The sequence below is a fragment of the Streptococcus mitis subsp. hohhotensis genome (assembly GCF_000722775.1).
GTDB classification, from domain to species: Bacteria; Bacillota; Bacilli; order Lactobacillales; family Streptococcaceae; genus Streptococcus; species Streptococcus carlssonii.
This window is the reverse complement of record NZ_JPFZ01000013.1, coordinates 1-23089: the sequence shown is the minus strand read 5'-3', so window position 1 is coordinate 23089 and position 23089 is coordinate 1. Positions and strand designations below refer to the sequence as shown.

Annotated in this window: 22 protein-coding genes; 19 read left to right on the top strand and 3 right to left on the bottom strand. The window is 41.4% G+C overall.

From position 1 onward, the window contains the following. Nucleotides 1-72: 72 nt before the first annotated feature. From SK608_RS08960 to SK608_RS08945, 4 genes are all read left to right on the top strand, one after another. Nucleotides 73-1329 (top strand): competence/damage-inducible protein A, encoded by a 1257-nt coding sequence (locus SK608_RS08960; protein ID WP_033678417.1) that lies wholly within the window; start codon nt 73-75, stop codon nt 1327-1329. Between the two features lie 83 nt (nt 1330-1412). Continuing rightward, nucleotides 1413-2549, top strand: coding sequence for a recombinase RecA (gene recA, locus SK608_RS08955; protein WP_033678414.1), 1137 nt, complete (start codon nt 1413-1415; stop codon nt 2547-2549). 220 nt (nt 2550-2769) lie between these two features. Beyond that, nucleotides 2770-4140, top strand: a complete 1371-nt coding sequence (locus SK608_RS08950; protein ID WP_033678411.1) for an MATE family efflux transporter — start codon at nt 2770-2772, stop codon at nt 4138-4140. Nucleotides 4141-4236: 96 nt separating this feature from the next. After that, entirely contained in the window at nt 4237-4953 is a 717-nt protein-coding gene (locus SK608_RS08945; protein ID WP_000532882.1) for a YebC/PmpR family DNA-binding transcriptional regulator, read from the top strand. Nucleotides 4954-5008: 55 nt separating this feature from the next. Here SK608_RS08945 and SK608_RS08940 read toward each other — a convergent pair whose 3' ends face one another. After that, nucleotides 5009-5650 carry a DUF308 domain-containing protein gene (locus SK608_RS08940; protein ID WP_033678408.1) on the bottom strand — a complete coding sequence of 214 codons (642 nt, stop codon included), beginning with the start codon at nt 5648-5650 and terminating at the stop codon, nt 5009-5011. Nucleotides 5651-5865: 215 nt separating this feature from the next. Here SK608_RS08940 and SK608_RS08935 point away from each other — a divergent pair, with 215 nt between their 5' ends. From SK608_RS08935 to SK608_RS08870, 14 genes are all read left to right on the top strand, one after another. Continuing rightward, nucleotides 5866-6336 carry a MarR family winged helix-turn-helix transcriptional regulator gene (locus SK608_RS08935; protein ID WP_033678407.1) on the top strand — a complete coding sequence of 157 codons (471 nt, stop codon included), beginning with the start codon at nt 5866-5868 and terminating at the stop codon, nt 6334-6336. Further along, nucleotides 6311-8080, top strand: coding sequence for an ABC transporter ATP-binding protein (locus tag SK608_RS08930; RefSeq protein ID WP_033678404.1), 1770 nt, complete (start codon nt 6311-6313; stop codon nt 8078-8080). Before SK608_RS08935 ends, SK608_RS08930 begins: the two co-directional genes overlap by 26 nt. Then, the gene (locus SK608_RS08925) at nt 8070-9830 is read left to right on the top strand and encodes an ABC transporter ATP-binding protein (RefSeq protein ID WP_033678401.1); all 1761 of its coding nucleotides are present in this window, start codon (nt 8070-8072) and stop codon (nt 9828-9830) included. Before SK608_RS08930 ends, SK608_RS08925 begins: the two co-directional genes overlap by 11 nt. A gap of 95 nt (nt 9831-9925) precedes the next feature. Further along, nucleotides 9926-10429, top strand: a complete 504-nt coding sequence (locus tag SK608_RS08920; protein WP_033678398.1) for a phosphatase PAP2 family protein — start codon at nt 9926-9928, stop codon at nt 10427-10429. 113 nt (nt 10430-10542) lie between these two features. Then, nucleotides 10543-10989, top strand: coding sequence for a LytTR family DNA-binding domain-containing protein (locus tag SK608_RS08915; protein ID WP_033678395.1), 447 nt, complete (start codon nt 10543-10545; stop codon nt 10987-10989). A 4-nt stretch (nt 10990-10993) separates the two neighbouring features. Next, on the top strand, nt 10994-11668 hold the full coding sequence (locus SK608_RS08910; protein WP_033678392.1) for a membrane protein: 675 nt from the start codon (nt 10994-10996) through the stop codon (nt 11666-11668). A gap of 105 nt (nt 11669-11773) precedes the next feature. Next, nucleotides 11774-11962, top strand: coding sequence for a 50S ribosomal protein L28 (gene rpmB / locus SK608_RS08905; protein WP_001140948.1), 189 nt, complete (start codon nt 11774-11776; stop codon nt 11960-11962). A 155-nt stretch (nt 11963-12117) separates the two neighbouring features. Beyond that, nucleotides 12118-12483, top strand: a complete 366-nt coding sequence (locus tag SK608_RS08900; protein ID WP_000216442.1) for an Asp23/Gls24 family envelope stress response protein — start codon at nt 12118-12120, stop codon at nt 12481-12483. A 2-nt stretch (nt 12484-12485) separates the two neighbouring features. Then, nucleotides 12486-14153: a DAK2 domain-containing protein gene (locus SK608_RS08895; RefSeq protein WP_033678388.1), complete on the top strand. Its 1668-nt coding sequence runs from the start codon at nt 12486-12488 to the stop codon at nt 14151-14153. Between the two features lie 200 nt (nt 14154-14353). Continuing rightward, a complete protein-coding gene (locus SK608_RS08890; protein WP_033678385.1) occupies nt 14354-16054 on the top strand; it encodes an acetolactate synthase large subunit in 1701 nt (566 codons plus the stop codon). Continuing rightward, entirely contained in the window at nt 16047-16523 is a 477-nt protein-coding gene (ilvN, locus tag SK608_RS08885) for an acetolactate synthase small subunit (RefSeq protein WP_001253803.1), read from the top strand. The genes SK608_RS08890 and ilvN overlap by 8 nt, the downstream gene beginning before the upstream one ends. Before the next feature lie 171 nt (nt 16524-16694). Then, entirely contained in the window at nt 16695-17717 is a 1023-nt protein-coding gene (gene ilvC / locus SK608_RS08880; protein ID WP_000290683.1) for a ketol-acid reductoisomerase, read from the top strand. 114 nt (nt 17718-17831) lie between these two features. Further along, on the top strand, nt 17832-19082 hold the full coding sequence (gene ilvA, locus SK608_RS08875; RefSeq protein WP_033678382.1) for a threonine ammonia-lyase IlvA: 1251 nt from the start codon (nt 17832-17834) through the stop codon (nt 19080-19082). A gap of 830 nt (nt 19083-19912) precedes the next feature. Next, complete coding sequence (locus SK608_RS08870; RefSeq protein ID WP_001130036.1) at nt 19913-20128, top strand: capsule biosynthesis transcriptional regulator; 216 nt, start codon at nt 19913-19915, stop codon at nt 20126-20128. Between the two features lie 243 nt (nt 20129-20371). On the opposite strand, the gene SK608_RS08865 is transcribed toward SK608_RS08870, so the two are convergent. Continuing rightward, nucleotides 20372-21112 carry an amino acid ABC transporter ATP-binding protein gene (locus SK608_RS08865; RefSeq protein ID WP_000189477.1) on the bottom strand — a complete coding sequence of 247 codons (741 nt, stop codon included), beginning with the start codon at nt 21110-21112 and terminating at the stop codon, nt 20372-20374. Continuing rightward, nucleotides 21112-22677 carry an ABC transporter substrate-binding protein/permease gene (locus SK608_RS08860; protein ID WP_033678379.1) on the bottom strand — a complete coding sequence of 522 codons (1566 nt, stop codon included), beginning with the start codon at nt 22675-22677 and terminating at the stop codon, nt 21112-21114. Before SK608_RS08860 ends, SK608_RS08865 begins: the two co-directional genes overlap by 1 nt. 138 nt (nt 22678-22815) lie before the next feature. On the opposite strand from SK608_RS08860, the gene SK608_RS08855 reads away from it, so the two are divergent. Then, nucleotides 22816-23089: DUF2207 domain-containing protein (locus tag SK608_RS08855; RefSeq protein WP_033678376.1), on the top strand; the 274-nt coding region annotated here is incomplete at its 3' end.

The following is a 23089-nucleotide window of genomic DNA, read 5'->3' as shown; positions in this document are numbered from 1 at the left end:
ATAAAAAAATCAATCGTGGGAAATTTCCTGCGATTTTTTCAAAAAAATACGAATAGATAGGTAGGAGGAAGTATGAAAGCAGAAATTATTGCTGTTGGAACAGAGATTTTGACAGGACAGATTGTCAATACCAATGCTCAGTTTTTATCAGAAAAACTAGCAGAGATTGGGGTAGATGTATATTTTCAGACGGCTGTAGGAGACAATGAAGCCCGTCTCTTATCCCTGCTTGAGATTGCCAGTCAACGTAGCAGTCTGGTGATTTTGACAGGTGGTTTAGGGCCAACTGAGGACGACCTAACCAAACAAACCTTGGCTAAATTCTTAGGGAAAGCATTGGTATTCGATCCTCAGGCGCAGGAGAAGTTGGATGTCTTTTTTGCCCAGAGACCAGACTATGTCCGAACACCGAATAACGAAAGACAAGCTCAACTTGTAGAAGGGGCGACTTCACTACCGAATGAAACAGGACTGGCTGTGGGAGGAATATTGGAAGTCGATAGAGTGACCTACGTTGTCCTTCCAGGTCCACCAAGTGAATTAAAACCCATGGTTTTAAACCAACTTCTACCTAAGTTGATGACAGGGAGTAAGCTATATTCCCGAGTTCTTCGTTTCTTTGGGATTGGCGAAAGTCAGTTGGTTACGATTTTAGCTGATTTAATTGATAATCAAACAGATCCGACCTTGGCCCCTTATGCTAAGACAGGAGAAGTCACTCTGCGTCTGTCAACAAAAGCTAGCAGCCAAGAAGAGGCGAATCAAGCGCTGGATATCTTGGAAAATCAAATCTTGAATTGCCAAACTTTTGAAGGCCTTTCTTTACGAGAACTTTGTTATGGTTATGGGGAAGAAACTAGTTTAGCTAGCATTGTGGTAGAAGAACTGAAAAGGCAAGGGAAAACCATCACGGCTGCTGAGAGTTTGACGGCAGGGCTTTTCCAAGCTACTGTGGCGGATTTTTCGGGTGCTTCAAGTATATTTAAGGGTGGTTTTGTAACCTATAGCCTGGAGAAAAAATCAAAGATGTTGGATATTCCTGTCAAGGATTTGGAAGAATATGGTGTTGTGTCTGAATTTACAGCTCAGAAGATGGCTGAGCAGGCACGAAGCAAGACCCAGTCTGATTTTGGCCTTAGTTTGACTGGAGTAGCAGGGCCAGATAGCCTAGAAGGTCACCCAGCTGGGACAGTCTTCATAGGCTTGGCTCAAGAGCAAGGAACTGAAGTCATCAAGGTGAATATTGGAGGCAGAAGTCGAGCAGATGTGCGTCACATTGCGGTTATGCATGCCTTTAACCTAGTTCGCAAGGCTTTATTAAGTGACTAACTTTTGATATAATAGTAGATAGGTCTGAGGACCATTAGAATGTAGGAGAATAGAATGGCGAAAAAACCAAAAAATTAGATGAAATTTCAAAAAAATTCGGGGCAGAACGTGAAAAAGCCTTGAATGATGCTCTTAAATTGATTGAGAAAGACTTTGGTAAAGGGTCAATCATGCGTTTGGGTGAACGTGCTGAGCAAAAGGTGCAAGTGATGAGTTCAGGTTCTTTAGCTCTTGACATTGCCCTTGGTTCAGGTGGTTATCCTAAGGGACGTATCATCGAAATCTACGGACCAGAGTCATCTGGTAAGACAACGGTTGCCCTTCATGCAGTTGCGCAAGCACAAAAAGAAGGTGGGATTGCAGCCTTTATCGATGCGGAACATGCCCTTGATCCAGCTTATGCTGCGGCTCTTGGTGTCAACATTGACGAATTGCTCTTGTCTCAACCAGACTCAGGAGAGCAAGGTCTTGAAATTGCAGGAAAATTGATTGACTCAGGTGCTGTGGATCTTGTTGTAGTCGACTCAGTTGCTGCCCTTGTACCTCGTGCGGAAATTGATGGCGATATCGGAGATAGCCACGTTGGTTTGCAGGCTCGTATGATGAGCCAGGCTATGCGTAAGCTCGGTGCCTCTATCAATAAAACCAAAACAATTGCCATCTTTATCAACCAATTGCGTGAAAAAGTTGGAGTGATGTTTGGAAATCCAGAAACAACTCCTGGTGGACGTGCTCTGAAATTCTACGCATCAGTCCGTTTGGATGTTCGTGGAAGTACGCAAATCAAGGGAACTGGTGACCAAAAAGATACTAATGTCGGTAAAGAAACTAAGATCAAGGTCGTGAAAAACAAGGTGGCTCCACCATTTAAGGAAGCCTTCGTTGAAATCATGTACGGAGAAGGGATTTCTAAGACTGGTGAACTCTTGAAAATCGCAAGCGATTTGGATATCATCAAAAAAGCAGGAGCTTGGTACTCTTACAAGGATGAGAAAATCGGGCAAGGTTCTGAAAATGCGAAGAAATACTTGGCAGATCACCCAGAAATCTTTGATGAAATTGACCATCAAGTCCGTGTTCAATTTGGTTTGGTTGATGGAGAAGAAGCTTCTGTAGAAGGTGTTGAAGTTAAAAAAGATGAAGCAGTTCAAGCAGATTCTGTGAATGAAGAAGTTACACTTGACCTAGGCGATGAGCTTGAAATCGAAATTGAAGAATAATACTCTTCGAAAATCAAATTCAAACCACGTCAGCGTCGCCTTACCGTACTCAAGTACAGCTTACGGCTAGTTTCCTAGTTTGCTTTTTGATTTTCATTGAGTATAAGCTATTAAAGTAGTGGAGCAAATCCGCTGCTTTTTAGTTGCTTGTTCTGGTTTTCAGCTTGCGCATAGTTTGCTGTTTCTTGTCGCTCCTCTAGAAAGCTGATATAATAGCCTTATGAATAAAAAACGAACAGTGGACCTGATACATGGTCCGATTCTTCCCTCGCTCTTAAGCTTCGCCTTCCCAATCTTGCTATCAAATATTTTTCAACAGCTCTATAATACTGCTGATGTCTTGATTGTTGGGCGTTTTCTTGGTCAAGAATCCTTGGCTGCAGTAGGAGCGACGACAGCAATTTTTGACCTGATTGTAGGTTTTACTCTTGGTGTTGGAAATGGGATGGGGATTGTCATTGCTCGTTATTACGGGGCTCGGAATTTCACTAAAATAAAGGAAGCAGTAGCAGCTACCTGGATTTTAGGTGCTCTTTTGAGTGTTGTAGTTATGCTGCTGGGCTTTCTTGGCTTGTATCCACTCTTGCAATATTTAGATACTCCTGCAGAAATCCTTCCCCAGTCCTATCAATATATTTCTATGATTGTGACCTGTGTAGGTGTCAGCTTTGCTTATAATCTTTTTGCAGGTTTGTTGCGGTCCATTGGGGACAGTCTGGCTGCGCTTGGTTTTTTGATTTTCTCTGCTCTGGTTAATGTGGTTCTGGATCTCTATTTTATTACGCAATTGCATCTTGGAGTTCAATCCGCGGGACTTGCTACCATCATTTCGCAAGGCTTATCAGCGGTTCTTTGCTTTTACTATATCCGCAAGAGTGTTCCAGAACTGCTCCCGCAACTCAAGCATTTCAAATGGGATAAGGCCTTATACGCTGATCTCTTGGAGCAAGGTTTGGCTATGGGCTTGATGAGTTCAATTGTATCTATCGGCAGTGTGATTTTACAGTCTTCTGTTAATACCTTTGGTGCAGTGATTATTAGTGCCCAGACGGCAGCTCGACGCATTATGGCCTTCGCCCTTCTTCCTATGACCGCTATTTCTGCCTCGATGACGACCTTTGCTTCTCAGAATCTAGGAGCTAAGCGACCAGACCGCATTGTTCAAGGTCTTCGAATCGGCAGTCGTTTAAGTATATCCTGGGCAGTTTTTGTTTGTATCTTCCTCTTTTTTGCCAGTCCAGCCTTGGTTTCCTTCTTGGCTAGTTCGACGGATAGCTATTTGGTAGAAAATGGTAGTCTGTACTTGCAAATCAGCTCGGCTTTTTATCCTATTTTGAGTCTCTTGTTGATTTATCGCAATTGCTTGCAGGGCTTGGGGCAAAAAATCCTTCCTCTGGTTTCTAGCTTTATCGAACTAATCGGGAAAATCGCTTTTGTGGTCTTGATTATCCCTTGGGCAGGCTATAAGGGAGTTATTCTTTGCGAACCCCTAATCTGGGTTGCCATGACCATTCAACTGTACTTCTCATTATTCCGTCACCCCTTGATAAAAGAAGGCAAGGCAATCTTGGCAACTAAAGTGCTCTCCTAGCTGTATTTGCTAAATAAAATCTATTTCCTCTAGTGAAAATCGAAAAAACTTGTGTTATAATAAGAAAGATTAAAATGTGAAAAAAGGAGATTCCTAATGGGACGTAAATGGGCCAATATCGTAGCCAAGAAAACGGCTAAAGATGGAGCTAACTCTAAAGTATATGCAAAATTTGGTGTAGAAATCTATGTAGCAGCTAAAAAAGGTGATCCAGATCCAGAATCAAACTCAGCTTTGAAATTCGTTATCGACCGTGCTAAACAAGCCCAAGTGCCAAAACACGTTATCGATAAGGCTTTGGACAAGGCTAAAGGAAACACAGACGAAACCTTTACAGAAGGACGTTACGAAGGTTTTGGACCAAATGGTTCTATGTTGATCGTGGATACTTTGACTTCAAATGTCAACCGTACAGCGGCCAACGTCCGTGCAGCCTTTGGTAAAAACGGCGGAAACATGGGCGCTTCAGGTTCGGTTTCATACCTCTTTGACAACAAGGGAGTTATCGTATTTGCAGGTGAAGATGCCGATGCAGTCTTTGAGCAATTGCTTGAAGCAGATGTGGATGTGGACGATGTAGAAGCAGAAGAAGGTACAATCACAGTTTACACAGCTCCAACTGACCTTCATAAGGCTATCGTTGCCCTTCGTGAGTCAGGTATCGAAGAATTCCAAGTGACTGAATTGGAAATGATTCCTCAGTCAGAAGTGGAATTGTCAGGCGATGACCTTGAAACCTTTGAAAAACTTTACAGCGTTCTTGAGGACGACGAAGACGTACAAAAAATCTACACAAACGTAGACGGATTCTAATAGAAAAACGAACAGTTTTACTAGCTGTTCGTTTTTTTGATATTTGAACTTAGACTCAGGTTTCAGAATCGTTTTGTTGCTTGCTTTTTTCTAGACCTAGACCGACTGCATGTTTTTGGACGAGCAAGAGCTGTCCATCGTCCTGTTTTGCAAAAGTTAAGGTAACAGTCTTGATCTTGTCTCCAATGGAGATATAGGTGATTTTTTTCGTATTGTAACCCCCAAGAGTGAAGTCAAACTCGGAATCTGGCTGTCCGTGTTTGTCGATAATATCCTTGTAGTCGGTACCACCTTTTCCTTTGTTGTCACGGTCACCTTCGATTAAGGCGTCGAACTGTTCTTGGGTCCAGGTGAAGGTATCGTCTGTCGAGCCGCTTTCTTCTTCGCGTTCCATTGAGGCACTCGTATCTATGTAGGAACGGTTAAACTCTCTGGCATACTCTTTGTAGACATCAGCGTATAGTACCTGAGTCGTAAAGAAAAGTACAACAGAGGCAACTGCCAGGGATGTTCCGATAATAGCCATTATTTTCCGTTTTTTGTGGTTGACGATAAGGTCGATAATCCCCAAGATAAATGCGACGATGGCGATGAACAACGATAGATAGTTAATAAACGGGATCCAGGATCCTAAAAGTGCGATGGCTCCAAAAATGGTTGCTAAGATTCCTAAAACTCTTTGTTCTTCTGGTTTCATTTGAAAGTTTTCTCTCCTCATTAAGTGAATGGATTTCTACCCACAGTAGTGAGTACTTATTATATAAAAACTCTTGCCTAATGTCAATTTAAACCAAGATAGTTCTCATGGAAACTTTTTTTCTTGACATCTCTTTTCAAAGTGGTAAAATAGTTCTCATGAAAACTTAATTAGTTCCTAGGAGAACTAAATGTGATGGTTAGAAAGGAGATAGCATGGATAAACCGATGTTGGTCTTTAAGCGTTTTGGTCACCAGATTCATTTGATGGTGCAAAAGGAAGCCAAACGTAGTGGCATTGAATTTATGGGTGGACCTCAAGGTCAGGTTGTACGTTTTTTGGATAATCGTGAGAAAAACCAAGACTTGGTCTTGATTAAAGATATCGAGCAGGAACTCAATATTACCAAGTCTGTTGCTAGTAATTTGGTCAAGCGTATGGTGCAAAATGGTTTGGTGGAATTGGAGGCGAGTCCTAGCGATAAGCGGGCAAAATTTGTTCGTTTGACGGACAAAGCACATTCTCAAATGAAGCAGGTTAAGGCCTTTTTTGAACGAATTGATAAGCAGTTGATGGAAGACATTGATGAAGATGAATTACTGATTTTTGAGAAAGTTCTCAGTCAACTACAGGAAAATATCAAGGGAATAGGAGGAGAGAATGAAGAAATTAGCCAAACGAATTAGTAGAAAAGAATGGGGGATGATTTTACTAGTCATTCTCTTTACTTGCTTTTCGGTCTATCTAGAGCTGGAAGTGCCAACCTATATCTCGAAAATTACGGATTTGCTAGGTAGTCAAGGAACTAATTTAGATGAGTTGTGGCAGCCTGCAAGCATGATGGTGGGAATGTCCTTTCTTGCCTTCTTGTCCGTAGTTGCAGTTGGATTTTTTGCATCCCGAGTGGCGGCTTCTTATACTAGTAGGCTGAGAAGTGATATTTTTAACCGAGTTTTGGATTACTCTCAGACAGAGATTAAGAAATTCTCTATTCCCAGTCTTTTAACTCGTACTACCAATGACATTACTCAAGTTCAAATGTTGATTACCATGGGCTTGCAAGTGGTAACGCGTGGTCCGATTATGGCTATCTGGGCTATCGGGAAGATTTCAGGCCATTCAGAATACTGGCTCTGGGCCGTTCTTGTAGCAGTGATTGTCAATGTTTTGATGACGACAGTCTTGATGACGCTAGCCTTTCCAAAACAGTCCTTGATTCAGGGGTTGACAGATAAACTGAACAGTATTACTCGTGAGAGTTTAACAGGTATTCGTGTCGTTCGCGCCTACAATGCTGAAGAATACCAAAATGAAAAATTTGCAGCAGCAAATGATGAATTGACACGCTTGAATTTGTTTGTCAACCGTCTTATGGCTATTTTGAATCCTATCATGATGGGGATTTCAAGTGGTTTGAGTGTGGCGATTTACTGGATTGGGGCCTATGTGATTAACGACGCTGCTCCGATAGCGCGTCTGCCTCTCTTTAGTGACATGATTGTTTTCATGTCTTATGCTATGCAGGTTGTCATGGGCTTCCTTCTTATGGGAGCACTCTTCATCGTTCTTCCCCGAACTATGGTCTCTGCTAAGCGGATTAATCAGGTTCTAGATTTGCATTCTTCTATCCAAAACCCTGCTCAAGTGCAGCTGGCTGATGAAAACCTCAAAGGTCAGGTCGAGTTTAAGGATGTGACCTTCCGCTATGCGGCAAATTCGGAGGCGGTTATTGAGCATGTTAGCTTTAGAGCAGACGCTGGTCAAGCAGTGGCCTTTATTGGTTCAACGGGTTCAGGTAAATCAACTCTGGTCAATCTGATTCCACGTTTCTACGACGTATCAGCAGGAGAAATTCTGGTGGACGGTGTCAATGTTCAAGACTATGCCTTAGAAGATTTGCGCAACAAGGTTGGTTATATTCCTCAGAAAGCGGTTCTCTTTTCAGGTGATGTCAAGGACAATCTAGACTTTGGACAAAGTCAAGAAACACCACTTAGTGAGCAGGCTATGTGGCAGGCTTTGGAGTTGGCTCAGTCTAAGAACTTTATCGAAGACAAGGAAGCGGGCTTAGCGTCAGAAGTGGCCCAAGGAGGAACTAACTTCTCAGGTGGTCAAAGACAGCGTCTGGCCATTGCGCGTGCCTTAGCTCGGAAGCCAGAAATCCTCATCTTTGATGACTCCTTCTCAGCCTTGGACTACAAGACAGACCGTGTCCTACGCCAAGAGTTAGCAGAGAAAACCAAGTCTATGACCAAGCTTATCGTCGCACAGCGTATTTCAACGATTATGGACGCAGATTTGATTTTGGTCTTGGATCAAGGGAAAGTCGTGGGACAAGGCACCCACAGGGAACTTCTAGCTAATAACGAAGTTTACCAAGAAATTGCCTATTCACAACTATCGAAGGAGGAATTGGAACATGGAAAATAAGAAAATGTCTCTCTGGAAACAGAGTAAACCCTATCTTGCAGGCCTCCAGTTTGCCCTTCTGATAGCCTTTCTAGCAACAATCCTATCCAATATCATTACTGTATATGGTCCGACTCGCATCAAGGAAATGACTAATATTATTGCCAGTGGTTTGGAAACAAGTGTGGATGTCGTGGCGGTTGCAGCTATTGGTGGTTTTTTGGCCGTGATTTATGTGATCGGACTTTTATCAAATTATTTACAGGCATTTCTGTTTACAACAGCTATTCAACGTTTTTCAGAGCGTTTGAGAAGAGCTATTGCAGAGAAAATCAATCGCCTTCCATTGGGATATTTTGATGGACATTCTCAAGGGGATACCTTGTCTCGTGTAACCAATGACGTTGACACTGCAGCCCAGTCCCTCAATCAAAGTCTGGGAACAGTTCTTTCATCTAGTTTACTGGTCGTGGCAGTCTTGGTAACCATGTTTGGGATGAACTGGATTTTAGCCTTGGTGACGGTTGTTTCAACTCTTGTTGGATTTGCTTTCGTGTCCGTCTTTATGGGCAAATCACAGGGTTTCTTTAAGAGTCAGCAACAGGATTTGGCAGCTGTCAATGGTTATGTGGAGGAAATGTACTCTGGCCATAATGTAGTGACTAGTTACAATGCTATCGAGAGCACGAAAGAAGAGTTTGCGAAATTAAACAATCGTCTGTATGACAGTATCTGGAAGTCTCAGTTTATTTCAGGGATTATGATGCCGATTATGATGTTTATTGGGAACTTTAGCTATGCCTTGGTGATTATCGTTGGTGCAGCCTTGGCCTTAAATGGACACATCAGTATCGGGATTATCGTTGCCTTTATGGCCTACGTTCGTATCTTTTCTCAGCCCCTTTCACAAATTGCCCAAGGGGTTACTAGTCTTCAGCAGGCTAGTGCAGCCATGGGACGCGTCTTCGAATTTCTAGCTGAAGAGGAGATGGAAGATGAATCCCATAAAGCAAGACAATTGAGCGATATGAAAGGTCAAGTGGTCTTTGATCGAGTTTCCTTTGGTTACACACCAGAGCGAACTATTATCCATGACTTTTCTGCGATAGCTCATGCAGGTCAAAAGGTTGCCATTGTCGGACCGACTGGGGCTGGTAAGACAACTATTGTCAATCTTTTGATGAAGTTCTATGAGATTGATAAGGGAAGTATCCGTATCGATGGTGTGGATACCAAAGAGATGAAGCGTTCGGAAGTACACGATGCCTTTTCAATGGTCTTGCAGGATACTTGGCTCTTTGAAGGAACCATTCGCGACAATCTTATCTATAACCAAAAGGGGATTAGTAATGAGCGCGTGATTGAAGCCAGCAAGTCTGTAGGGATTCACCACTTTATCATGACTCTACCAGATGGTTACGATACCGTCTTGGATGATACAGTGACCTTGTCTGTCGGGCAAAAACAACTCTTAACCATTGCTCGTGCTTTGCTGAAAGATGCACCGCTCTTGATTTTAGATGAGGCGACCTCTTCTGTTGATACTCGGACGGAGGAATTGATTCAGAAAGCTATGGATCGTTTGATGGAGGGGAGAACTTCCTTTGTCATCGCCCACCGCTTGTCTACTATCCGAAATGCTGATCTGATTCTGGTTATGAAGGATGGCAATATCATCGAGCAAGGAAATCATGATGAGCTAATGGCGCAAGCTGGTTTCTACGCTGACCTCTATAACAGTCAATTTACAGAAGATGAAGCAGAAGAATAAACCCAAAGAAGGCTTGACGGCCTTCTTTTTCTGCACTATACTAGAAGACAAGTGCTTCCCTGCAAGCAAAATTTGAGTAAGTGATGAGAAAATATATGAAAAATTATCAAGAATGGTATGACTACATTGCTGCTAACATTGAAAATAGGCCCTTTCTTCTGAGCTTGTTAAGAACTTTCAATCGCTTCATGACGGTAGTTATGCCTATAATTTATCTAACCTTGTTAGCAACTATCTATCTCCAACAAGGACTTGGGAAACAGGTCGGAATCTATTTGTTTATCCCTGCGTCAGGTTTTGTGATTTTGTCCTTTCTTCGTAAGAAAATCAATGCCCCTAGGCCTTATGAGGAATGGGATATTAAACCCTTGCTTGACAGAGATAGTCCTGGTCAGTCTATGCCCAGTCGTCATGTCTTTTCAGCAACCATTATCTCCATGGCTTGCTTACATGCTAGTTTATCTGTAGGGGTTATCTTGTTGGTTTTTTCAACCCTCCTCGGTCTAGTGAGAGTCTTGGGTGGAGTGCATTTTCCCAAGGATGTAGTAGTTGGTTATATTTGTGGTCTTGCGTGGGGTGTGATTTTCTTTCTATTTTGACCTGTAAGTTAAGGCGGTCCAACAACCACTTACGGAGTTAAAGTAACCACTTGCTTTTTTGCTCTTGTTTTCTTATTTTCCCTTTGATATAGTAGAGTCAGAAAGGAGATGGAATGAAGTTACGAATCGAAATTGACAGCAATTTAGAGGAAACTGAAATTATCATCAAGGCAGCGGCTTTGACAGATGAGATTGCGGATTTGCAGAGACTCTTGCAAGAGTCCAAGTCTCCTCGGTTGATTTTTTACAAGGGGACGGGCGAATATTATCTGGACTTGTCGGAAATTCTCTTCTTTGAGACGGAAGGTAGCAAGATTTATGCCCATACCCAGAAAGATGCCTACGAGGTTCGGCTTAAACTCTATGAGTTAGAGACTATCCTTCCTCGTTATTTTAGTCGGGTATCCAAGTCAACTATCGCTAATATTCGGCAAATCTATTCGGTGGACAAGTCCTTTTCAGGAACGGGCACCATTTCCTTTTATCAGACCCACAAGGAGATTCATGTCTCACGACATTACCAATCCCTCCTAAAAGAAAATCTAAGAAACATGAGGTAAGAACATGAAAAAGAAAGTATTTGGTATTGTGTTGCTAGTATTGGCAGCATGGATTTTATTACAGGGACATTATGGTGTCCCATCTTTGGAGACTAAGTATTCTCCTTTCATCTTTATTGCTTTTCTCCTTTATAAGGCGGTAGAATCTTTTCTTAGGCATCATTGGACAACAGCTACTTTTTTAGCATTAATAGCGTTAAATATAGTGAATCTTTTTTATAATTGGATTCAGCTATCTCCTGTTTCACTTATTTTGGCTAGTATTTTGATTGTAATGGGTGTCAGCGCACTCACTCATTCTAACAGAACTTGGAATGGGAAAAAATGGTGGTATGATGGTGAAAAAACCATTTTTATAGACAAGGAAGTCGCTTTTGGGACTGGGACTTTCTACAAGCAAAACCAAGAATTGGTAGAAGACCAAGTAGAAGTTGGTTTTGGCAATGCCAAGATATATTATGATAATGCAGAGATTTTAGGAGATACCGCAACCCTGAAAGTGGAAGTTGGTTTTGGCAATGCAGTTATCTATGTTCCTCAACATTGGAGAGTTGATTTAAAGGTGGAAACTTTCTGTGGTGTAGCCAAGGCAGATACTTCTCTAGCCCCAACCAGCAAAACCTTGATTATCCGTGGGGATGTGGCTTTTGGAAAGTTGGGAATTGTCTACGTTAAATAAAAAAATCTTCCAATTCCCTTGCAAAAATGAAGAAAGTGTGATAACATAGTACGGTATGTGGTGCTAGCACATCCGCTATATTAGATCTAATAGGAGGAAAACACAATGGCTAAAGTATGTTACTTTACAGGTCGTAAGACTGTATCAGGAAACAACCGTTCACACGCGATGAACCAAACAAAACGTGCCGTAAAACCAAACCTTCAAAAAGTTACTGTTCTTATCGATGGTAAACCTAAAAAAGTTTGGGCTTCAGCTCGTGCTTTGAAATCAGGTAAAGTTGAACGCGTTTAATAATAAAAGTAAGGAGACCTTAGGGTCTTTTTTCTTTTACTGTAGATATAAAATCATTTGAAAAATAGAGTAAATATCCGCTGATACAGTATTCTGCTTTTACACTTGGGCTGAAATATGATAAAATAGAGTATCAACTAGTTGAGGTAAAAAGGATGACTGTAAAAATTAATACAAAAGATGGTCAAATCGAACTAACAGATGAAGTGATTGCAACTGTCGTAGGCGGTGCAACAACTGAGATTTTTGGTGTGGTCGGTATGGCTAGTAAAAATGCCCTCAAAGATAATTTCCAAGCCCTTCTAGGGAAGGAAAATTATTCCAAAGGTGTCGTCGTAAAGGCGGCCGAAGATGGCAGTATTGCAGTTGATGTATATACCGTGTTGAGCTACGGAACAAAGATTAGCGAAGTGTCAAAAAACATTCAAGAGCGTGTTCGTTTTAGCTTGGAAAACCAGCTTGGAATTACTGCTCAGACTGTAAATGTCTACATTCAAAATATCAAAGTTGTAGGAGAATAACCGTGTCAAAAATTACTACTAGCTTATTTCAAGAAATGGTGCAGGCTGCATCAACTCGCTTGAATAAGCAAGCTGAATATGTCAATTCATTAAACGTCTTTCCAGTTCCAGATGGAGATACTGGAACAAACATGGGAATGACCATTGAAAATGGAGCTAAAGAAGTTGCAGACAAGCCAGCTTCTACAGTTGGCGAGGTAGCGAGCATTCTTGCCAAAGGTCTTTTGATGGGTGCGCGTGGGAACTCAGGTGTTATTACGTCTCAGCTTTTCCGTGGATTTTCACAAGCTATCAAGGATAAAGACGAGTTAACAGGTCAAGACTTGGCCCTTGCTTTCCAATCAGGTGTAGAAGTTGCCTACAAGGCAGTTATGAAGCCAGTTGAAGGAACGATTTTGACAGTTTCTCGTGGGGCTGCTATCGGTGCTAAGAAAAAAGCTGAGCAAACAGATGATGCTGTTGAAGTCATGCGTGCAGCCTTGGAAGGTGCTAAAACAGCTCTAGCTAAAACACCAGACATGCTTCCAGTATTGAAAGAAGTTGGCGTTGTGGATTCAGGTGGTCAAGGACTGGTCTTCATCTATGAAGGTTTCCTTTCAGCCCTTACTGGTGAATATATTGCATCTGAGGACTTTGTAGCGACTCCGGCCAACATGAGTGAAATGATCAATGCTGAACATCATAAGTCTGTAGCTGGTCACGTAGCGACTGAGGACATTACCTTTGGTTACTGTACTGAAATCATGGTAGCTCTTAAGCAAGGTCCCACCTATGCTAAAGATTTTGACTACGACGAGTTCCGTAACTACTTGAATGAACTTGGGGATTCTCTCCTTGTTGTTAACGATGATGAAATTGTCAAAGTCCATGTCCATACAGAAGATCCAGGACTTGTTATGCAAGAAGGTCTCAAATATGGTAGCTTGGTCAAGGTAAAAGTTGACAATATGCGGAACCAACACGAAGCGCAGGTTGAGAAAGAAGCTGCTCAAGTTAGCAAGCCTGCTGAAGAAAAAGAGTATGCTCTGATTGCTGTAGTGGCTGGTAAAGGTCTAGCAGATATCTTCCGTTCTCAAGGTGTAGATTATGTTATTGAAGGCGGTCAAACCATGAACCCTTCAACAGAAGACTTTATCAAGGCTGTTGAACAGGTCAATGCTCGTAACATCATCTTCCTGCCAAACAACAAAAACATCTTCATGGCAGCTCAATCTGCAGCAGAAGTTTTGGAGCAACCAGCAGTAGTGGTAGAGACTCGTACTTTGCCACAAGGTTTGACAAGTCTTCTTGCCTTTGATCCAAGCAAGTCCATCGAAGAAAACCAAGAGCGTATGACAGCTGCTCTTAGCGATGTCGTTAGCGGAAGCGTCACAACAGCTGTGCGTGATACAACCATTGATGGCTTAGAAATCCATGAAAATGATAATCTTGGTATGGTGGATGGGAAAATCCTCGTGTCAAATCCTGACATGCACCAAACCTTGACTGAAACATTGAAACATATGTTGGATGAAGATAGTGAAATCGTAACCTTCTATGTCGGTGAAGACGGAAGCGAAGAACTTGCCAATGAAATTGCTCAAGAAATCGCAGAAGAATTCGAAGATGTTGAAGTCGAAATCCACCAAGGCCAACAACCTGTTTACCCATACCTATTTAGTGTAGAATAAGATTAATAAAGGACTGAGAAATCAGTTCTTTTTTCTTTTTTAGTAAATGAAATCGGTATCTTTTTAATAAAAACAAAAATAACATTCATAAATAAACGTTAAAATAGAAAATTCAGAAAATTTCTTCTTTTCTCTTGAAAAATTTTGAAAAAATGGTATGATAGTAACAAGTTATTTTTAAGAGAAGAGAAAGGGGAACAATGGAGAAAATCAGTTTAGAATCTCCTAAGACGGGGTCGGACCTAGTTTTGGAAACACTTCGTGATTTAGGAATTGATACCATCTTTGGTTATCCTGGGGGTGCAGTCTTGCCTTTTTATGATGCGATATATAATTTTAAAGGCATTCGCCACATTCTAGGACGCCATGAGCAAGGTTGTCTGCATGAAGCTGAAGGTTATGCCAAATCAACTGGAAAGTTGGGTGTTGCTGTCGTCACTAGCGGACCGGGAGCAACAAATGCCATTACAGGGATTGCGGATGCCATGAGCGATAGCGTTCCCCTTTTGGTCTTTACAGGTCAGGTGGCGCGAGCAGGTATTGGGAAGGATGCCTTTCAGGAGGCAGACATCGTGGGAATTACCATGCCAATCACTAAGTACAATTATCAAGTTCGTGAGACAGCTGATATCCCTCGAATCATTACGGAAGCTGTCCATATCGCAACTACAGGCCGTCCAGGGCCGGTCGTAATTGACCTACCTAAAGACGTATCTGCTTTAGAAACCGACTTTATCTATTCACCAGAAGTGAATCTACCAAGCTATCAGCCGACTCTTGAGCCAAATGATATGCAAATTAAGAAAATCTTGAAGCAATTATCCAAGGCTAAAAAACCAGTCTTGTTAGCTGGTGGTGGGATTAGTTATGCTGAAGCAGCTGCAGAATTAAATGAATTTGCAGAGCGCTATCAAATTCCAGTGGTAACCAGCCTTTTGGGACAAGGAACGATTGCAACAAGTCATCCACTCTTCCTTGGAATGGGGGGGATGCACGGATCATTCGCAGCAAATATTGCTATGACGGAAGCTGATTTTATGATTAGTATTGGTTGCCGTTTCGATGACCGCTTGACGGGAAATCCTAAGACCTTCGCTAAGAATGCTAAGGTTGCCCACATTGATATTGACCCTGCCGAGATTGGCAAGATTATCAGTGCTGATATTCCAGTAGTTGGAGATGCTAAGAAAGCCTTGCAAATGTTACTAGCAGAACCGACAGTTCATAACAATACTGAAAAATGGATTGAAAAAGTCACTAAAGACAAGAACCGCGTTCGTTCTTATGATAAGAAAGAGCGTGTGGTTCAGCCACAAGCTGTTATTGAACGAATTGGTGAATTGACGAATGGAAATGCCATTGTGGTCACAGACGTTGGTCAACACCAAATGTGGACAGCCCAGTATTATCCCTACCAAAATGAACGTCAGTTAGTGACTTCAGGTGGTTTGGGAACGATGGGGTTTGGAATCCCAGCAGCAATCGGTGCCAAAATTGCTAACCCAGATAAGGAAGTAGTCTTGTTTGTTGGGGATGGTGGTTTCCAAATGACCAACCAGGAATTGGCTATTTTGAACATTTACAAGGTGCCAATCAAGGTGGTGATGCTAAACAATCACTCACTTGGAATGGTTCGCCAATGGCAGGAATCCTTCTATGAAGGTAGAACGTCTGAGTCGGTCTTTGATACCCTTCCTGATTTCCAACTGATGGCGCAGGCTTATGGTATTAAAAACTATAAGTTTGATAATCCTGAGACCTTGGCTCAAGACCTTGAAGTGATCACTGAGGATGTTCCTATGCTAATCGAGGTAGATATTTCTCGTAAGGAACAGGTGTTACCAATGGTACCAGCTGGTAAGAGTAATCATGAGATGTTGGGGGTGAAGTTCCATGCGTAGAATGTTAACAGCAAAACTACAAAATCGTTCAGGAGTCCTCAATCGCTTTACTGGCGTTCTGTCTCGTCGCCAGGTTAATATCGAAAGTATCTCTGTTGGAGCAACAGAAGATCCGAATGTATCGCGCATCACCATTATTATTGATGTAGCTTCACATGATGAAGTGGAGCAAATTATTAAGCAACTTAATCGTCAGATTGATGTGATTCGCATTCGTGATATTACAGACAAGCCTCATTTGGAGCGCGAGGTGATTTTGGTTAAGATGTCAGCGCCAGCTGAGAAGCGTGCTGAGATTCTAGCGATTATTCAACCTTTCCGTGCAACGGTGGTAGATGTAGCGCCAAGCTCGATTACTATTCAAATGACAGGAAATGCTGAAAAGAGTGAAGCTCTATTGCGAGTCATTCGACCATACGGTATTCGCAATATCGCTCGTACGGGTGCAACTGGATTTACCCGCGATTAATACTCTTCGAAAATCAAATTCAAACCACGTCAGCTTCGCCTTGCCGTACTCAAGTACAGCCTGTGGCTAGCTTCCTAGTTTGCTCTTTGATTTTCATTGAGTATAAAAATCCAACTTAAATTTGTTAAACCAGCCTAAAAGGCAATAAATAATAGAAAAGAGAGAAAAACTATGGCAGTTCAAATGGAATATGAAAAAGATGTTAAAGTAGCAGCACTTGACGGTAAAAAAATCGCCGTTATCGGTTATGGTTCACAAGGACATGCGCATGCTCAAAACTTGCGTGATTCAGGTCGTGACGTTATTATCGGTGTACGTCCAGGTAAATCTTTTGACAAAGCAAAAGAAGATGGATTTGACACTTACACAGTAGCAGAAGCAACTAAATTGGCTGACGTTATCATGATTTTGGCACCAGACGAAATCCAACAAGAATTGTACGAAGCAGAAATCGCTCCAAACTTGGAAGCTGGAAATGCAGTTGGATTTGCTCATGGTTTCAACATTCACTTCGAATTTATCAAAGTTCCTGCGGATGTGGATGTCTTTATGTGTGCTCCTAAAGGACCAGGACACTTGGTACGTCGTACTTATGAAGAAGGATTTGGTGTTCCAGCTCTTTACGCAGTATACCAAGATGCAACAGGAAATGCTAAAAACATTGCTATGGACTGGTGTAAAGGTGTTGGAGCAGCTCGTGTAGGTCTTCTTGAAACAACATACAAAGAAGAAACTGAAGAAGATTTGTTTGGTGAACAAGCTGTACTTTGTGGTGGTTTGACTGCCCTTATCGAAGCAGGTTTCGAAGTCTTGACAGAAGCAGGTTACGCTCCAGAATTGGCATACTTTGAAGTTCTTCACGAAATGAAATTAATCGTTGACTTGATTTATGAAGGTGGATTCAAGAAAATGCGTCAATCTATTTCAAACACTGCTGAGTACGGTGACTATGTATCAGGTCCACGTGTAATTACTGAGCAAGTTAAAGAAAACATGAAAGCTGTCTTGGCTGATATCCAAAATGGTAAATTTGCAAATGACTTTGTAAATGACTATAAAGCTGGACGTCCAAAATTGACTGCTTACCGTGAACAAGCAGCTAACCTTGAAATTGAAAAAGTTGGTGCAGAATTGCGTAAAGCAATGCCATTCGTTGGTAAAAACGACGATGATGCATTTAAAATCTATAACTAATTGATAGAAATTAAGGTGAAGGCGAGTTGGGGGACTAACTCGCTTTTATAATCAATTCATATCTCTTTTTAAGAGGATGGATTGCGATAGTATGAAATAGTCTAGGAGAAAATGATGTTAAGTTCAAAAGATATAATCAAGGCTCATAAGGTCTTGAATGGTGTGGTCGTTAATACACCGCTTGATTATGACCATTATTTATCGGAGAAGTATGGTGCTAAGATTTATTTGAAAAAGGAAAATGCCCAACGTGTTCGTTCTTTTAAAATTCGTGGTGCCTATTATGCTATTTCTCAGCTCAGCAAAGAAGAGCGTGAGCGTGGGGTAGTCTGTGCCTCTGCGGGAAATCATGCGCAGGGAGTTGCCTATACTTGTAATGAGATGAAAATTCCTGCTACTATTTTTATGCCCATTACTACTCCGCAACAAAAAATTGGTCAAGTTCGCTTTTTTGGTGGGGATTTCGTGACCATTAAACTAGTTGGAGATACCTTTGATGCTTCAGCTAAAGCAGCTCAAGAATTTACAGTCTCTGAAAATCGTACCTTTATTGATCCCTTTGATGATGCTCATGTCCAAGCAGGTCAAGGGACTGTTGCTTATGAGATTTTAGAAGAAGCTCGAAAAGAATCGATTGATTTTGATGCTGTCTTGGTTCCTGTTGGTGGTGGCGGTCTCATTGCCGGGATTTCTACCTATATCAAGGAAACAAGTCCAGAGATTGAGGTTATCGGAGTAGAGGCGAATGGAGCGCGTTCCATGAAGGCTGCCTTTGAAGCTGGTGGTCCAGTCAGACTCAAAGAAATTGACAAATTTGCGGATGGGATTGCTGTACAAAAGGTAGGTCAATTGACCTATGAGGCAACTCGTCAACATGTTCAAACTTTGGTAGGTGTCGATGAGGGATTGATTTCTGAAACCTTGATTGACCTTTACTCTAAGCAAGGGATTGTCGCAGAACCTGCTGGAGCGGCTAGTATTGCTTCTTTAGAAGTTTTAGCTGAATATATCAAGGGGAAAACCATTTGTTGTATCATTTCTGGAGGAAATAATGATATCAACCGTATGCCAGAAATGGAAGAGCGTGCTTTGATTTATGATGGGATTAAGCATTATTTTGTGGTCAATTTTCCACAGCGTCCAGGAGCATTGCGTGAATTTGTAAATGATATCTTGGGGCCAAATGATGATATCACACGTTTTGAGTATATCAAACGAGCTAGCAAGGGAACAGGTCCAGTATTGATTGGGATCGCTTTGGCAGATAAGCATGATTATGCAGGATTGATTCGTCGCATGGAAGGTTTTGATCCAGCTTATATTAACTTAAATGGTAATGAAACGCTCTATAATATGCTTGTCTGAGGACTAATAAAAAAATATCATATTATTTGCACAACTGATGTATAGGTGTTATAATGAGGGTGAAGAAAGGGGGCGATTCCTATGGACTTAGGAAATCTATCGTGCTATTTCTACTACAACTCACTATAGCACCTATTATTTTTGATTCTGTTTATATTGAGGCGACAGAATTACTTACTATATATAAGGAAATTTTTTGAAATCCCCAATTGTATATATCCCTAATTTGAACTTTCACTAAATATAATAGGAATCAGAAAAAATAATCAATGTTTATGAGATGGTTGTTAGGTGAGTCGGCTGAAAAAACTCGTGAGATAAACAATAGTGCTAGACATGAAACAGCAAGTGCTGCTGTTTTCAAATGACTAGCTGGAAAGCGGGTGTGTAATCAGAAGGTGCAAGATTGGACAAAGTAAGTAGTACCGGTTGTGAAATAAATAAGATATAGATAAGGACAGGAAAGGAACCAAAGAAGGAGAAAGAAAACGGAATGGATTAGAGATAGTGTGGAGTGAAAGACTATCTTTAGTGGACTTGTTGATTTAAAAGGAATATATAGAATGAAATAGTAAATCCTGTCTATCCTATTGAGAAACTGGCATTCAGTATACATGAATATTTTTACAAGTTTAAAGTTTAATAATGCAATTGTTTTTTAGGAGCATACTAATGGGTTATAGTAAGCAAAAACCTATATATTATCGGCTTTAAAAAGGAAGTAAGAAGATTCTAGATCATTTATTTTATTGAATATATGTTTTTTTATTGACAAAAGACATAAAAACGTATAGAATAATATAACGTAAAGAAGAAAATAGGAGAAGAACATGGCTAAGTCAAACTTTGAAAAAGTAGAATCAGTTGTTGGCTGGGTTCGTGATAAGAAAATCACAGGCTACCGTATCTCTAAAGAAACGAATGCGCGTGAAATGTCTATCATTGCTCTAGCGCAGGGTCGTGCAAAAGTAAAAAATATTTCATTTGAAACAGCTCTAGGTTTAATTGATTTCTATGAAAAAAATCATGAAAAATTTGAAGATTAATCTTTGGATAATGGCGGATTCTTGAATAAGGTCTGCCTTTTCATTTTGATACTCAATGAAAATCAAAGAGCAAACTAGGAAGCTAGCCGTAGGCTGCTCAAAGCACTGCTTTGAGGTTGTAAATAAGACTGACAGAGTCAGTAACATATACCTACGGCAAGGCGAAGCTGACGTGGTTTGAAGAGATTTTCGAAGAGTATGAGGACAGCAAAAAGACTGCACGATTGATGCAGCCTTTTCTTTTTATTTGAGATAGCGTTGAAGGAACTCTTTTGTACGGTCTTCTTTAGGATTGGTGAAGAGGTCTTCTGGTTTGCCTTCTTCAGCGATTACACCCTTATCCATGAAGATAACACGGTGAGAGACATCACGGGCGAATTCCATTTCGTGGGTTACGACAATCATAGTCAAGCCTTCTTGAGCCAGATCTTGCATGATTTTGAGGACTTCTCCAACCATTTCTGGATCGAGAGCTGATGTTGGTTCATCAAAGAGAATAGCGTCCGGATTCATTGAAAGGGCACGAGCGATGGCCACACGTTGTTTTTGACCACCTGAGAGTTGTTTTGGTTTCGCTTGCCAGTAGCGTTCTCCCATGCCGACCTTTTCCAGGTTTTCTTTGGCAATCTTTTCAGCTTCTGTACGTTCGCGTTTAAGGACAGTCGTCTGAGCGACAATTGTGTTTTCAAGCACGTTGAGATTTTCAAAGAGGTTAAAGGATTGGAAAACCATTCCCAACTTTTCACGGTATTGCGTGAGGTCATAGCCTTTTTCGAGGACGTTTTGTCCATGATAAAGGATTTGTCCATCAGTTGGCGTTTCAAGTAGGTTAATAGAGCGTAGGAAGGTTGATTTTCCGCTTCCAGAGCTTCCGATGATAGAGATGACCTCTCCCTTGTGGACGGTGAGAGAAATGTCTTTTAACACTTCGTTTTGTCCATAGGATTTTTTGAGGTGTTTAATTTCAAGGATTGCTTGTGTCATTATTTCAAATCCTCCGTTTGCATTTGGTTAGCACCTGTAGTATAGGTATCCATGTCCATTCGGCGCTCGATGAAGCGTAGGATACGTGTTACGGTGAAGGTGAGGACAAAGTAAATTACGGCGATGATTGTAAATGTCTGGAAGTATTGATAGGTTTGCGTCGCCACGGTATTTCCTGAGAAATAAAGTTCGACAACAGAGATAACGTTCAATACAGATGTATCTTTGATATTGATGACAAATTCATTACCAGTTGCTGGTAGGATATTGCGGACAACCTGAGGTAGGACAATCTTACGCATGGTTTGGTTATGAGTCATACCAAGAGCAGTCGCAGCTTCAAATTGTCCCTTGTCAACTGCTAGGATACCACCACGGACGATTTCAGTCATGTAGGCACCGGTATTGATTGAAACGATGAAGATAGCAGCCAGTGTACGGTCAAGGTTGATACCGAAAGCTTGGGCAGTTCCATAGTAGATAACCATCGATTGAACGATCATTGGTGTACCACGGAAAATTTCAATGTAGACATTGAGGATCCAGCCGATTAGTTTTTGTAGGCCATAAATGGCTTTATTCTCAGAGAGAGGAGCAGTACGGAAAACACCAATGGCAAGACCGATAATGAGACCTATGATGGTTCCGACGATAGAGATTAAAAGAGTGATACCAGCACCACGCAAAAGTTGTTGCCAGTTTTCAGAAAGAATTTTAGCGACTTGGCTAAAGAAACTACTGCTAGTCTCTTCAGTTGTTGTAGCTTCGGCAGGTTGTTCCTTGATCATACGATCCATCAAGGCAACTTGGTCGTCTTTTGAAATGGTTTCAATGCTGGCATTGATTTGGCTAATACGATTGTCATCTTTACGAAGTCCAATGGCGATAGCTGTATCTTCTTCCCCAGTTTTGAAACCTGGTTCTACTTGAACCATCTTGAACTTAGAGTTGGCAGCTTCAGCAGTCAGAGCTTCTGGTCGTTCAGAAACATAAGCATCGATAACACCAGCCTCAAGTGCTTGGCGCATTTGAGCGAAGTCTCCCATGGCTGTTTCTTTTTTAGCACCCGGGATTTGTGTAATCAAGTCGTAGAGGTAGACACCTTGTTGAGAAGTGATTTTCGCACCGTTAAAGTCATCCAAAGATTTTGCATTTGCGTAGGCAGAATCTTTTTTGACAAGCAAAACTGGTTCGCTAGTGTAGTAACTGCTTGAAAAGGCAATTTCTTGTTTGCGTTCGGCAGTTGGACTCATACCTGCGATAATCATGTCAATCTTACCAGAAGTAAGGGCAGGGACTAGACCTTCCCACTTTGTTTTAACAACCAAAGGTTCTTTACCTAAGTCCTTAGCGATTTTCTTGGCGATTTGAACATCGTATCCGTTAGCATACTGGTTAGTCCCATCGATTTTGACAGCTCCATTGCTATCATCATCCTGAGTCCAGTTAAAGGGAGCATATGCTGCTTCCATCCCGATGCGTAAATATTCATCGGCTTGGGCAACATTGACAAGTCCCAGCATCAGCAAGAGACTTGTGAAAATAGATAAGTATATTTTTCTCATGATTTCTCCTATTTCTAATCTATTAAAAAATAACTGTCTCCTATTTTATCGAAAAAAACTCTATTTTTCAATATAGGTAAGCCCTTACTTGAGAAAAAATGATATAATGATAGCAAAGATAAAAAGGGGGCTTAGTTGATGAAAAAAACTTTTTTCTTACTAGTTTTAGGCTTGTTTTGCCTTCTGCCACTCTCTGTTTTTGCCATTGATTTCAAGATAAACTCTTACCAAGGGGATTTGTATATTCATGCAGACAATACGGCAGAATTTAGACAGAAGATAGTTTACCAGTTTGAGGAGGACTTTAAGGGCCAAATCGTGGGACTTGGACGTGCTGGCAAGATGCCTAGTGGATTTGACATTGATCCTCATCCAAAGGTTCAGGCTGCGAAAAACGGTGCTGAACTAGCAG

Bases quoted from the DNA above. Each gene is read 5' to 3' on its own strand.
- SK608_RS08960 (WP_033678417.1), top strand. From the start codon at position 73: ATGAAAGCAGAAATTATTGCTGTTGGAACAGAGATTTTGACAGGACAG.
- SK608_RS08950 (WP_033678411.1), top strand. From the start codon at position 2,770: ATGAATAAAAAACGAACAGTGGACCTGATACATGGTCCGATTCTTCCC.
- SK608_RS08945 (WP_000532882.1), top strand. From the start codon at position 4,237: ATGGGACGTAAATGGGCCAATATCGTAGCCAAGAAAACGGCTAAAGAT.
- SK608_RS08940 (WP_033678408.1), bottom strand. From the start codon at position 5,650: ATGAAACCAGAAGAACAAAGAGTTTTAGGAATCTTAGCAACCATTTTT.
- SK608_RS08935 (WP_033678407.1), top strand. From the start codon at position 5,866: ATGGATAAACCGATGTTGGTCTTTAAGCGTTTTGGTCACCAGATTCAT.
- SK608_RS08930 (WP_033678404.1), top strand. From the start codon at position 6,311: ATGAAGAAATTAGCCAAACGAATTAGTAGAAAAGAATGGGGGATGATT.
- SK608_RS08925 (WP_033678401.1), top strand. From the start codon at position 8,070: ATGGAAAATAAGAAAATGTCTCTCTGGAAACAGAGTAAACCCTATCTT.
- SK608_RS08920 (WP_033678398.1), top strand. From the start codon at position 9,926: ATGAAAAATTATCAAGAATGGTATGACTACATTGCTGCTAACATTGAA.
- SK608_RS08915 (WP_033678395.1), top strand. From the start codon at position 10,543: ATGAAGTTACGAATCGAAATTGACAGCAATTTAGAGGAAACTGAAATT.
- SK608_RS08910 (WP_033678392.1), top strand. From the start codon at position 10,994: ATGAAAAAGAAAGTATTTGGTATTGTGTTGCTAGTATTGGCAGCATGG.
- rpmB (WP_001140948.1), top strand. From the start codon at position 11,774: ATGGCTAAAGTATGTTACTTTACAGGTCGTAAGACTGTATCAGGAAAC.
- SK608_RS08900 (WP_000216442.1), top strand. From the start codon at position 12,118: ATGACTGTAAAAATTAATACAAAAGATGGTCAAATCGAACTAACAGAT.
- SK608_RS08890 (WP_033678385.1), top strand. From the start codon at position 14,354: ATGGAGAAAATCAGTTTAGAATCTCCTAAGACGGGGTCGGACCTAGTT.
- ilvN (WP_001253803.1), top strand. From the start codon at position 16,047: ATGCGTAGAATGTTAACAGCAAAACTACAAAATCGTTCAGGAGTCCTC.
- ilvC (WP_000290683.1), top strand. From the start codon at position 16,695: ATGGCAGTTCAAATGGAATATGAAAAAGATGTTAAAGTAGCAGCACTT.
- ilvA (WP_033678382.1), top strand. From the start codon at position 17,832: ATGTTAAGTTCAAAAGATATAATCAAGGCTCATAAGGTCTTGAATGGT.
- SK608_RS08870 (WP_001130036.1), top strand. From the start codon at position 19,913: ATGGCTAAGTCAAACTTTGAAAAAGTAGAATCAGTTGTTGGCTGGGTT.
- SK608_RS08865 (WP_000189477.1), bottom strand. From the start codon at position 21,112: ATGACACAAGCAATCCTTGAAATTAAACACCTCAAAAAATCCTATGGA.
- SK608_RS08860 (WP_033678379.1), bottom strand. From the start codon at position 22,677: ATGAGAAAAATATACTTATCTATTTTCACAAGTCTCTTGCTGATGCTG.